Below are 13,024 nucleotides of genomic sequence, written 5' to 3'. Positions count from 1 at the left end.
AACAATTAATTGCATTATTTATAGATTTTCTATAAGTTTAATGCATATTCCTTTAAGTTTTACTAATTAAGTTTATACTAATTATCTTAATATTTATCATTAAAATCTATTAATTTATTCGTTTTTTCATGCTTTTTTATTATATGACCATATACGCCACTATAAATATTCTAATATCGACTTTAATTTATGTTTTATTTTTAGGTTGTTAGAGTTATTTTTTAATTACTAATTGGTTTTATTATCTTTATTACCTGTATCCACTTTAGATCCATCTTCTTCTTTATAATCTTTAGGATAAAATACCTGTTGTCCTACTTTCACAACAACTGTATCTTCTTTTATTTCTATACTAAATTCACCCTTTTGGCTTTGTGGAGAAGGCACTTTACTTAAATATTTGTTCTCTTTAAGTTTTTCAATTGGTATATTAGAATAATCTTGTATTTTTTCATCTTGCATAGCTAAATTTACTGCAGTAGCTATACTTGAAGCAGCTACATAATCAGCTTTTTCTTTTGCATTTCTTTGAATCTGTCCAAATTTCATAAATCCTAAACTTGTTAATATACCTAATATTGTTATCACAAGAACCATTTCAACTAATGTATATCCTGGTCTCTTTTTCTTCTTTAAATTTTCTTTAATACCTTTATTCATTAAAATTATCTCCTCTATTGTATTGCAGTTATTGAATCAAACATAGGTAAAACCATAGCAACCATAAATATACAAACAAAAATTCCTAGTATAATCATTATCGATGGTTCTATCCATTTCATCATCTTCTCTAACATAATATCTAATTCATTATCATATAATTTTTCACTAGTACTTAGGCAATCATCGAGTTTTCCACTTTCCTCTCCTATATTTATCATTGATATGAACATATCAGGAAATATATTTGAAATATTCAAAGAATATGCAACTTGATTACCATTTTGTATATATTCTATAGAAGTACTCATTTTTTTATAAATATAATCACTATTTATAACTCTAGAAGATATATCTATAGCTTCTACAATTTGTACTCCACTTTTTATCAAAATTCTTAAAGACTTACAAAATCTTGTTGTAATAATTATTTTCGTTATCTTATTAATTACTGGAAGTTTAAATTTAAGATTGTCAAATTTTACTTTAGAACTTATTTTTGATAGACAATATAAGGTAGGTATTATGGCTAAAGTAATAAATATTATATAAGTATATTTTGTTCTTATAAATTTAGATGTATTTATTAAAGCTTTCGTGATTAATGGTGGGTCTATTCCATTACCATCAAATAACATTTCATAGTTTGGTATTACAAATACCATTATAATTATAAATGATAAAAAAGCTAATGTAGATACTATTATAGGATATATAGATGCATTTCTTATTTTAGCTTTCATTTTGTACTCTTTATCGTAATATTGAGCTAAATTCGTCATTGCTACATCTAGTTTCCCACTAGTTTCACCTGCTTTTAACATACTTATGAAGAAATTTGAAAATGAATTGGTATTTGTAAATGAATCTGTTATTGAGTTGCCTTGTTTTATATTTTGAGATATTGCTTCTAGCTTTAATGAAATTTTTTTATCTGATTGTTGTTTTATTATATCTAAAATTTTTAATATTTCACATCCAGATTCTAATAATATAGACATTTGCCTGCATAAAATACTTAGATCTTTATCTTTTATTTTATTATCTTTTATCAGCATAAATTGCTTAAAATCATTTAAATTCTCTTTCGCTTTTATTACATTTTCAGAATAACTTTGCATACATTAATCTCCTACTAATATCAAATTCTCGGCTATAGAACATTCTTCTATAGTTGTTATTTTATCTTTTATCAATAGCTTAGCACTTTCTTCAAATGTAATCATATTGTTAGTTTTAGCTAATTTTTTTATTTCTTTATATCCATTCATTTGTTTTATTGATTCCCGTATATTATCATCAATTTCTAGTATTTCATAAATAGCCGTTCTTCCTATATATCCATCGTTGCAACTTTCACATCCGACTGCCACTTTACTTTTTATCGAATTATCTTTTACAACCTCTTTACTACATATTGGACAAACTTTTCTAACTAGTCTTTGAGAGATTACACCTATAAGAGACTCACTTATTAAATAAGGTGGAATTTGCATATCGATAAGCCTTGATATTGATGAAATAGCATCATTGGTGTGTAATGTACTTATTACTAAATGACCTGTAGTAGCTGCTCTAATTGCCATTTTTGCAGTTTCTAAGTCTCTAATTTCTCCTAACATTATAATATCTGGATCTTGTCTTAAAATAGACCTTAACCCAGACTCAAAACTGATACCATTTTTTCTACTCACAGGAGTTTGATTTATTCCTTCCATTTTATACTCCACAGGTTCTTCTATAGTCATTATATTCTTATTTTTATATCTTAATTCATTTAATAACGAGTATACTGTTGTAGTTTTTCCACTTCCTGTAGCACCCGTTATTAACAATATTCCAATATTTTTATTCATCATATTATTAATTTTTTCTATAGCATCTTTAGAAAATCCTAATTCCTCTTTTTTCTTTAGAAATGAATTTCTATTTAATATTCTAAGTACAATTTTTTCTCCATATACAGTAGGCATACTAGATGCTCTGATATCAATCTCATCATCATTTAAAACCATATCTACTCTACCATCTTGAGGAATTCTCTTTTCTGTTATATCCATAGACATTTCTAATTTTATAACAGATGATAAATATGGATATATATTCATAGGAAATTCTTTTATTTTTTTAAGTTCTCCATCTATTCTAAACCTTATAATTATTAAATTTTCAAATGGTTCTATATGAATATCACTAGCTTTTTGTAAGACTGCTTTATCTAAAATATCTTTAAATATACTTCTTGCATATCCTTCATCTAGTGTTTGATTTTCTGTATGAGTTTTTGTATGTATATTTTTATCTGATTCTTTTTCTTGCATTAATATCTTTGAATTACTTTTAATAACTTCATCTTTACTTACATTTACTTTATATTTACTTACTAACTTAATAGGAATTGCACACTTTAAAATATTTTCTTTACTAATAATCTTAATCACCCTTTATGCAATCTAATTTATTTGGAACATTCATCTTTTTCATAGATATGTTTTCGTCTACTTTAAATTCTACTTTCATAGGATAATTATCTTCTATACTTTTTATATAATGGCTATCTTTTTCTATGTACTTATTTAATTTTTTCAAGTCTCCAATAACCTTTATTTCGTAAGGTTGTACAATAGGCACAGAGTTTATATTTATATGACTACCAGCTAAAACTATTTCCGAGTATTGATTTAACCTTTGATCATTTATTGAAATAAATTCACCTCCATTTATTTTAATTTCATTGACTATGTTTACTAATATTTTATTATAGTCAATTAAATTTGCTATATTACCTACATCTTCACTTAATGCATCTATTTTTATTACTATTCCTTTACCCTTAATATCTGTATAAGATAGGCGTTGTTTTAAATTATCTATTTTATTTATAGATTTTTCATCAGCAAATTTATCTTTTAATTCATCTAACTCATCTTCTAAGTTTTCTTTTTCTTTTTCTAATTTTTTTATGTTTTTATTAATCTCTTTAGTTTCTTTTCTTAGTAGCTTAATTTTACTTATGTATTCGTTATTGTTAACTTTATTATCCTTTAGAGATATACCAATGAATGCTCCTGATACAATGCTCATTAGTATTATCAACACATATTTATTTTTCATACTTATATACTCCTATAAAACGATTTGTAATAATAAATATCATAGTTATTTTAGTATTGTTTTTGTTAAATATCTATATATTATTTTTTGCAACATATATTTATAAATATTTTTATTATAAATTAAAAGAGAGTATGCTTCATATTTCAAGCATACTCATCTTTACTTTTATATTTTTTTACATAAAAATTATTATCTATTTTTCGTATTTTAATATTCTATTAACTATCTCTTTTCTTAATGTTTCTATTTCATCAAATCTCATATTAGGAGCATAATGTGCTTCTATTACATCGTGTTTAGCTTTTGCTTTTTTTAGATTAGAAATTCCATAATTTATTAGTTCATTAAATACTTTCTTATCAAAATTTATTTCCTCTTCATATTTAGCTAATTTATATTGATCTAAATACTTATCTAAGTCGATAGTATTTCTTCCTTCAAATAGTTTACTTGTAGTTATTCCTATATCTAAATCCTTTATAATTATAGTCTCTAACTTATCTTTTATTAGAGGATAATGATATACTTCTACTTCCATTCCTTTTTTTATAGCTTTATCGCATACTCTTTTCAAGAATGTTGTTTTTCCAGTTCCGATATTTCCACTTAAATGATATATTTTAGATACTCCACTTAAAATGCTATCTGCATAATCTACATGACCTACCGGAGTTATCGCTGTTCCAAATAAATGTCTCTCTTTTTGATATATTCCTGTGCTACTTGCATTTTTAAATAAATCATATATAAAATGTTCTGTTAATAAATTTACCTGACCAAAATCCATGCAATCTTTATACTTTTCTTCTATATCATAATAAATTGGCTCTGCTGATTTTAAATATTTATATGCTCTTCTAAATGAGCTACTTATATCTTTTCCACACTCTACTATTTCCACTTTATTTTTTTCTAAATTTTCTAGATTCCAATAATCACCTAAGTTAACTATCTCATCTATAGCCCCTGGATCTTTAGGATCTACAATATGAGGTGCTGTTCCATCTAATAATACAACACCTAATTCTTTTATCAATACTGCATCTAATGAACTTGGATCTGATGGACAATAATGTAATTCTATATCATATCCTTTTTCTAAAAATTCATTAGCTATCTTTTTCATTAAAGATGATTTTCCTACTCCTGGGCCTCCTTTTAAACAAAATATTCTATTTATATTTTTTGTTATGATATTATCGAAGAAGTTAAATGATCCATTTGCTGTATTTGCTCCTGGAAATAATTTTCTAGATTTACCTTCCATGAATAAAGCCCCCTTTAATATTTATCTTCTATCTTATTAAAATATTACTAAAGCCCTTATTTTGTTACTCATCATACAGATAATTTATTTATCTTAGTAATTAAGTCTAATTATGCTTAAAATCAGCTTGTAGCCTTTAATTAATTATATTTGATGTTCTATACTAAAAATCCTCTACTTTATTTTTATAAAGGCTTTAAATCCATATTTTTAGCATTGTAGCCTTATTTATATTAATTTATTAAAATAAAAAATAGAGTAACTCACGTTACTCTATTTCTTAGTCAACTGTTATTTCATATCCATGCTCGTTGTATTGTTTAATTATCTCATCCCAAATTTCTTCAACTCCAGTTTTCTTTAGAGAAGATATTGGTAATATTTTTTCATCTTTTTCTAGTTGTAATTTTTTTCTTATTATACTCATATGCTTTTGATATTGTCCTCTAGATATTTTATCTGCTTTAGTAGCTATTACTACACAGTTATATCCAAAGTGCTTTATCCATTGATACATCATTACGTCATCATTAGTAGGTTCATGTCTTATATCTACAAGTAATAAAATGGCACATAGCTCATCTCTCTCTTGTAGGTATCTTTCCATTATAGTTCCCCATTTTTCTTTTTCAGACTTTGCAACTTTTGCATATCCATATCCAGGTAAATCAACAAAGAAAAACTCTTGATTTATAAGATAGAAGTTTATTGTTCTAGTCTTTCCTGGAGTTTGACTTGTTCTTGCAAAATTTCTTCTATTTAATAATGTATTTACTGTTGATGATTTCCCAACATTTGATCTACCAACTAAAGCTATTTCAGGTATACCTTCGTCAGGATATTGCGATTTATTTATCGCACTCATCGTTATTTCTGCATTTCTTATTTTCATTATTTTTCACCATTCCTTAATAATGCGTGATCTAATACTTGATCCATATGTTCTACAAATACAAATTCCATCTTTTCTTTTACATTTTGTGGTATCTCTTCTAAATCAGCTTCACATTCTTTTGGAAGTAATACTTTAGTTATACCAGCTCTATGAGCAGCTAACAGTTTTTCTTTTACTCCACCTACAGCTAATACTCTACCTCTTAGAGTTATTTCACCTGTCATTGCTACATTGTTTAATACTGGTATATTAGTTAATGCTGAGATAACAGCTAAAGCCATAGTTATACCAGCTGATGGTCCATCTTTTGGAACAGCACCTTCAGGTATATGAATGTGTATGTCATTAGTTTTATAAAATTCTGGATCTATATTAAATCTGTCAGCTATTGATCTTATATATGATATACCTGCTTGAGCAGATTCTTTCATAACATCTCCTAGCTTACCTGTTAACACTATTTGACCTTTTCCTTTAAGAGCATTAACTTCTACAGTTAATGTTTCTCCTCCTACTGATGTCCAAGCCAGTCCAGTTACAACTCCAACTTCTGGTTTAGCTCCTGCTAGTTGATGTCTATATCTGTTTTTTCCTAAATAGTCATCTAGATCTTTTTTAGTCACTACAATCTCTTCTAATGAAGGATCTTCAACATACTTTTTAGCAACTTTTCTGCATATTTTTCCTATCGTTCTTTCTAAACTTCTTACCCCTGCTTCTCTAGTGTAAGAATTTATTATATCTCTTATAGTTTCATCATCCATCTTTAAAAATTCAGGATTTAAAGCATGTTCTTTTATTTGTTTTGGAAGTAAGTATTTTTTAGCTATATTTAATTTTTCTTCTTCTATATAACCAGATACTTCTATTATTTCCATTCTGTCTAGTAAAGGTCTTGGTATTGTGCTCAAACTATTAGCAGTTGTTACAAAAAGTATTTTAGATAAATCAAACGGCATTTCTATGTAGTGATCTACGAAATCCTTGTTTTGTTCTGGATCTAACACTTCTAGCATAGCTGAAGAAGGATCACCCTTATAATCTGCTGACATTTTATCTATTTCATCTAATAAGAACACTGGATTTTTAGTTTTTGCTTCTTTTAGTCCATTTACTATTCTTCCTGGAATAGCTCCTACGTATGTTCTTCTATGACCTCTTATTTCAGCTTCATCTCTAACCCCACCTAAAGATATTCTTACGAATTTTCTACCTAAAGAATTTGCTATAGACTTAGCTATAGAAGTTTTACCAACTCCTGGAGGTCCTACTAAACATATTATTGGTCCTTTTAATGACTTTGATAACTGTCTTATTGCTAAATACTCTAAAATTCTTTCTTTAACTTTTTCAAGACCATAATGTTCATCATCTAATATCTGTTTAGCTTTTTGTAAATCTAATTTATCTCTAGTTTCATTATTCCAAGGTAAAGAAAATACATTGTCTAAGTATGTTCTACTTACTGATAAATCAGGTGACATCGGAGAAACTTTTGAAAACTTGTCTATCTCTTTAGCAATTTTTTCTTTAGTTTCTTTTGGAGCTTTAATCTTTTTAAGCTTAGATCTATACTCCTCAACTTCCGAATTTATATCTTCGTCTTCTCCTAATTCCTTTTGAATAGCTTTTAATTGTTCTCTAAGATAATATTCTTTTTGAACTTTATTCATTTGTTTCTTAACTCTTAAAGTTATTTTCTTTTCTATCTTTAATATGTCTATTTCTTCTAAAAGAATTGTGTAAACTAACTCTAGTCTCTTCTTAACATCAAATTCTTCTAAAACTTGTTGTTTTTGCTCAGGCTTTAGATATATATTAGCTGCTATAGTATCTATAAAACGGTCTACATTATCTATTTCTCCTAATGATATAAGTATCTCCGGAGAAACTCTGTTGCCAATATTTATGTACTCTTCAAATGCATCAAATACATTTCTAACAAAAGCTTCAACTTCTATATCTTCTTCTGCATTTTCTTCATCAAACAATATTTCTTCGATTTTTGCACTGAAATATCCATCCTCTAGCTTTATTTCTGTCGCCTTACCTCTAGAAATACCTTCCACTAATACACGTACAGTATCCCCTGGTAATTTTATCATCTGTTTAACTTTACAGATTGTCCCAACATGATAAAAATCGTCTTCTGTAGGCTCATCTACCTCTGCAGCTTTTTGAGATGTTAAAAATACTAAGTCCTCCGAGGCCATTGCTTCGTCTAAGGCTCTTAATGATACTTCTCTACCTACATCAAAATTTAATATCATATATGGGAATATCGCTAATCCTCTAAGTGGAATTAACGGTAATTCATGTTCTACTCTAGTATAATTCTGTTCCACTAATATCACTCCTTAAAGTGCTAGATTTTATTGCTTTATATATTATATATTTACGAAAGTTAATTTTCAACATTAATACTAACTTATTAGTATAATTTAATCTTATTTTACAACACATATTAAATTATATTCTAATTTTCAGCTATTGATATAATTCCCATCTATTTAGTTTAAAACTCATACTTTCTTAGTTTTTATTAAAAATATTATTGTTATGTTATAATGATTACATATAACATAATAACATATAAATTTTAAACTCTGGAGGTCTTATTTAAATGTTAAAATTATTTTTAACCTTTGTAAAGATTGGTACCTTTACGTTTGGAGGTGGCTATGCAATGGTTCCTCTTATTGAAGATGAACTTGTACATAAACAAAATCTCCTTACGCAAGAAGAATTTATAGATTATTTATCTATAGCCCAAAGCTTCCCTGGCGTTTTAGCTGTAAATATCTCAGTTTTACTAGGATATAAACTTTATAAAATTCCAGGTGTTATAGTATGTACACTAGGATCTATACTTTCAGCCTTTGTAATAGTTTTGGCTTTTTCTTATTTTTACTTTAGCAATGGTTCTTCAAAATTTCTCGACGGTTTCTTTAAAGGGGTTAGCCCAGTTGTAATAGCACTTTTATTTTACTCATTCACTAACCTGCTTAGTAAGCTTGATAAAACTAAAAAGAATATCCTATTACTTATTATATCATTTATAGCAATAGGTATATTTAAGTTAAGTCCAATTTACTTAATAATAGGAGGAGGTATATACAGCTTATGTACAAAATAATTTTACTTTTCCTCATATTCCTAAAAATCGGTGCATTTAGTTTTGGTGGTGGATATGCTATGTTACCATTTATTCAACAAGAGTTCATACATAAGTATAACTTTATTTCTAGTCAAGAATTCTTAGATTTATTAGCTTTATCTCAATCTACACCAGGACCTATTGCTATCAACTGTGCTACTTTTATCGGATATAAAGTTGGTAATATATTAGGATCTATATCCGCAACTTTAGGTGTGATAATTTTTTCAGTTGTTTGCTTAACTATAATTTCTAAACTATTTGATAAATTTAAAGATAACCCTAAAATAGAAAATTTGTTAGTTGTACTAAGACCAATCACATTAGGATTTATTTTAGCAGCTGCTTTCTCATCTGCTTTAGATATACCTTGGGACTTATATTCAATAATAGCATTTGTATCTTCTTTTTATCTTTTATATACAAAAAAAATCGGTTCAATATCCGCAATTTTTATATATGGTATTATCGGGATGATACTATTTATGTAAGTTAAATTTCTCTCAATAATTAAATTTAAAAAAGAAGCCTACAAGACTTCATAATTATAAAAATTCTAATTTTGAGGAATTTAAAAAGGAGCTATAAGCTCCTTTTTTATTTATGCACTTTCTTCTTGATCTTTAAGTACTATAACTGGTTGAGCTCCTCCGTCTACCGCTTCTTTTGTCACTATAACCTTTTTAACGTCATCTCTAGAAGGAACTTCAAACATACTTTCCATCATAACATTTTCAACTATACTTCTCAGACCCCTTGCACCCGTATTTCTCTCTATAGCTTTTTTAGCTATAGCACGAAGAGCATCATCTTCAAATTCTAGTTCTACTTCATCTAACTCTAGTAATTTTTTATATTGTTTTACTAAAGCATTTTTAGGCTCTTGTAATATTCTCATTAAAGCATCTTCATCTAATAATTCTAAAGTTGCAACAACCGGAACCCTACCTATAAATTCTGGTATTATACCAAATTTAAGTAAATCTTCTGGAAGAACTCGAGCATATACTTTACCTAAATCCATTTCTTTTTTACTTTCTATTTTAGCTCCAAATCCTAGTGTTTTTTCTCCACCACGTTTTTGGATTATCTTTTCTATTCCATCGAAAGCTCCTCCTAATATAAATAATATATTAGTAGTGTCTATCTTTAAGAATTCTTGATGTGGATGTTTTCTTCCACCTTGTGGAGGAACATTAGCAGTAGTTCCCTCTAATATTTTTAGAAGTGCTTGCTGTACACCTTCTCCACTAACATCTCTAGTTATAGATGGATTTTCAGATTTTCTAGCTATCTTATCTATCTCATCTATATAAATTATTCCTCTTTCAGCTTTTTCTATATCAAAATCAGCTGCTTGTATAAGCTTTAAAAGAATATTTTCAACATCTTCTCCAACATACCCAGCTTCTGTTAATGATGTAGCATCTGCCATTGCAAAAGGAACATTTAAAGTTTTTGCTAAAGTTTGAGCTAGTAATGTTTTACCTGAACCTGTAGGTCCTAATAAAAGTATGTTACTCTTTTGAATCTCAATTTCTTTAGTGTTAACTTTTTTGCTGTAGATTCTCTTATAGTGATTGTAAACAGCTACAGATAAAGCTTTTTTAGCCTTCTCTTGACCTATTACATAATCATTTAATATCTCCATCATTTCCTTTGGTTTTGGTAGTGATGTAGTATCCTCTTCTATAGTTTCATCTACTTCTTCTTGTATAATTTCATCGCAAAGTTCAACACACTCATCGCATATATACACATTTGGTCCTGCAATTAATCGTCTTACCTGCTCTTGATTCTTACCGCAGAATGAACATTTTAACTGTCTTTTTTCTTCGTATTTTGACATATTAACACCTCTTCCTATCTACGGTCTTGTTGTGATTACTTCGTCTATTAAGCCATATTCCTTAGCTTCATTTGCACTCATGAAGTTATCACGTTCAGTGTCCATTTGAATTTTTTCTAATGGCTGACCAGTTCTCTCTGATAGTATTTGATTTAATGTTTCTTTCATTTTTATTATTCTTTTTGCATGTATTTCTATGTCTGTCGCTTGCCCTCTAGTTCCACCTAATGGTTGATGTATCATTATTTCACTATTTGGTAAAGCAAATCTCTTTCCTTTTTCTCCTGCTGATAATAAAAATGCACCCATAGATGCTGCCATACCTATACATATAGTAGATACATCTGGCTTTATGTATTGCATAGTGTCATATATGGCCATACCAGCCGTTATACTTCCACCTGGTGAATTTATATATAAATGTATATCCTTATCTGGATCATCGGCCTCTAAGAATAATAACTGTGCTACTATAAGACCAGCAGTAGCATCATTTACTTCATCTCCTAGAAATATTATTCTATCCTTTAATAATCTAGAATATATATCGTACGATCTTTCTCCTCTTCCTGTTTGTTCAACAACTACAGGTACTAATGCCATGGATCATACCCCCTCTTATAACTTCTATTTTATATATATAATTTACAGTAGCCTATTAGGCTACTGTAAAAAATTAAGCTATTGTTGCGTTTTCAAGTAATAAGTCTATAGTTTTTCTTATTTTAACTTGACCTTTTATATCTTCAACATCTGTTTCTCTTAAAGAAGCTTTTAATTTTTCAACTTCCATGTTGTACATAGCTGACATTTTTTCTAATTCAGCTTCTACGTCTGCATCTGTAGCTTCTACTTTTTCTGCATCAGCTATAGCTTCTAATACTAAAGATGACTTAACTAATTTAGCTGCATCTTCTTTTCTTTCATTTCTTAATTCTTCTATACTTCTTCCAGTCATTTGTAATAACTGTTGTAAGTTTAATCCTTGGTATTGTAATTGGTAGTTAAGTTCCATTAACATATTATCTATTTGATGTTGTACCATAGCTTCTGGAACATCTACTTCTGTATTTGCAGCAACTTTTTCAACTAAAGTATTTCTCATTGTAGCTTCTGAAGCATTTTTAGCTTCTTCTTCTAATTTAGCTCTTACGTCTGCTCTTAATTCAGCTAATGTATCAAATTCACTAGCATCTTTAGCGAATTCATCATCTAATGCTGGTAATTCTTTAACTTTTACATCATTTACTTTAACATTGAATACAACTGGCTTTCCAGCTAAGTTTTCAGCATGGTATTCTTCTGGGAAAGTAACATTAACTTCTACTTCTTCTCCAGCTTTTTTACCAACTAATTGCTCTTCAAATCCTGGTATGAAAGTATTTGATCCTATAGCTAAGCTGTAGTTTTCACCTTTTCCACCTTCGAAAGCTACACCGTTTTCGAATCCTTCGAAATCTATAACAGCTGTATCTCCATTTTCTATTGCTCTATCTTCTACGCTTACTAATCTAGCGTTTTTATTTACCATTTCTTCTAAGCTGAACTTAACTTCTTCTTCTGTTACAGTATTATCAACTTTAGATATTTCTATACCTTTATAAGCCCCTAACTCGAATTCTGGTTTAACTTCTACATTAACAACCATTACTAATCCGTTATCTTTGCTTATTTCTTCAACATCTAAATCTGGTCTATCTATTGGATCTATATTTAATTCCTTTATAGCTTCTGGATATACTTCTGGGAATAATATTTCTATAGCATCATTGTAGAATACACCTTTTCCGTATTGAGTTTCTATAACAACCTTTGGTGCTTTACCTTTTCTGAACCCTTGTATATTGTACTTACCTTTAGTTTTGTTGTATGCTTTTGTTACTGCTTCTTCAAATTTATTGTTATCTACAGTTATTTTTAAAGTCACTTTGCTGCCTTCTTTTTTTATTAATTCTGCTTTCATTGACTTAATCCTCCTATATAGTTATGTAATAATTTTGTATATGGAATTATAATCCATTATACTTATAGTTAACTCTTTAATTATAGCACATAAGTTTTTTTATTTACAAGTGTTCC

The 13,024-nt window shown here is 28.2% G+C and carries 12 protein-coding genes; 2 read left to right on the top strand and 10 right to left on the bottom strand.

Translation table 11 applies throughout. The features are described 5' to 3' along the window. Positions 1-228: 228 nt before the first annotated feature. The 7 genes from BLP75_RS13425 to lon form a co-directional block, all read right to left on the bottom strand. A complete protein-coding gene (locus BLP75_RS13425; protein ID WP_092726851.1) occupies positions 229-660 on the bottom strand; it encodes a type II secretion system protein in 432 nt (143 codons plus the stop codon). A 14-nt stretch (positions 661-674) separates the two neighbouring features. Next, the gene (locus BLP75_RS13420) at positions 675-1,781 is read right to left on the bottom strand and encodes a type II secretion system F family protein (protein ID WP_092726849.1); all 1,107 of its coding nucleotides are present in this window, start codon (positions 1,779-1,781) and stop codon (positions 675-677) included. Between the two features lie 3 nt (positions 1,782-1,784). Then, positions 1,785-3,101 carry a GspE/PulE family protein gene (locus BLP75_RS13415; protein WP_170827954.1) on the bottom strand — a complete coding sequence of 439 codons (1,317 nt, stop codon included), beginning with the start codon at positions 3,099-3,101 and terminating at the stop codon, positions 1,785-1,787. Further along, positions 3,094-3,774 carry a DUF881 domain-containing protein gene (locus tag BLP75_RS13410; protein WP_092726847.1) on the bottom strand — a complete coding sequence of 227 codons (681 nt, stop codon included), beginning with the start codon at positions 3,772-3,774 and terminating at the stop codon, positions 3,094-3,096. The genes BLP75_RS13415 and BLP75_RS13410 overlap by 8 nt, the downstream gene beginning before the upstream one ends. 196 nt (positions 3,775-3,970) lie before the next feature. After that, positions 3,971-5,044 carry a PRK06851 family protein gene (locus tag BLP75_RS13405; RefSeq protein WP_092726845.1) on the bottom strand — a complete coding sequence of 358 codons (1,074 nt, stop codon included), beginning with the start codon at positions 5,042-5,044 and terminating at the stop codon, positions 3,971-3,973. Between the two features lie 280 nt (positions 5,045-5,324). After that, the gene (gene yihA / locus BLP75_RS13400; RefSeq protein WP_092726843.1) at positions 5,325-5,936 is read right to left on the bottom strand and encodes a ribosome biogenesis GTP-binding protein YihA/YsxC; all 612 of its coding nucleotides are present in this window, start codon (positions 5,934-5,936) and stop codon (positions 5,325-5,327) included. Beyond that, positions 5,936-8,284: an endopeptidase La gene (gene lon / locus BLP75_RS13395; RefSeq protein ID WP_139149843.1), complete on the bottom strand. Its 2,349-nt coding sequence runs from the start codon at positions 8,282-8,284 to the stop codon at positions 5,936-5,938. Before lon ends, yihA begins: the two co-directional genes overlap by 1 nt. A 278-nt stretch (positions 8,285-8,562) precedes the next feature. Here lon and BLP75_RS13390 point away from each other — a divergent pair, with 278 nt between their 5' ends. Then, the gene (locus BLP75_RS13390) at positions 8,563-9,075 is read left to right on the top strand and encodes a chromate transporter (protein WP_092726841.1); all 513 of its coding nucleotides are present in this window, start codon (positions 8,563-8,565) and stop codon (positions 9,073-9,075) included. Continuing rightward, entirely contained in the window at positions 9,063-9,587 is a 525-nt protein-coding gene (locus BLP75_RS13385) for a chromate transporter (RefSeq protein ID WP_092726839.1), read from the top strand. The genes BLP75_RS13390 and BLP75_RS13385 overlap by 13 nt, the downstream gene beginning before the upstream one ends. A 110-nt stretch (positions 9,588-9,697) precedes the next feature. On the opposite strand, the gene clpX is transcribed toward BLP75_RS13385, so the two are convergent. From clpX to tig, 3 genes are all read right to left on the bottom strand, one after another. Continuing rightward, positions 9,698-10,945 carry an ATP-dependent Clp protease ATP-binding subunit ClpX gene (gene clpX, locus BLP75_RS13380; protein WP_092726837.1) on the bottom strand — a complete coding sequence of 416 codons (1,248 nt, stop codon included), beginning with the start codon at positions 10,943-10,945 and terminating at the stop codon, positions 9,698-9,700. Positions 10,946-10,963: 18 nt separating this feature from the next. Next, the gene (gene clpP, locus BLP75_RS13375) at positions 10,964-11,548 is read right to left on the bottom strand and encodes an ATP-dependent Clp endopeptidase proteolytic subunit ClpP (protein ID WP_092726836.1); all 585 of its coding nucleotides are present in this window, start codon (positions 11,546-11,548) and stop codon (positions 10,964-10,966) included. A 73-nt stretch (positions 11,549-11,621) separates the two neighbouring features. Then, positions 11,622-12,908, bottom strand: a complete 1,287-nt coding sequence (tig, locus tag BLP75_RS13370) for a trigger factor (RefSeq protein ID WP_092726834.1) — start codon at positions 12,906-12,908, stop codon at positions 11,622-11,624. Positions 12,909-13,024 lie beyond the last annotated feature (116 nt).

Origin of the sequence: Romboutsia lituseburensis DSM 797 (genome assembly GCF_900103615.1) — a bacterium.
Taxonomy (GTDB): domain Bacteria; phylum Bacillota; class Clostridia; order Peptostreptococcales; family Peptostreptococcaceae; genus Romboutsia_F; species Romboutsia_F lituseburensis.
Note: the sequence above shows the minus strand (reverse complement) of the source record. Positions and strands in the feature narration are given on the sequence as shown.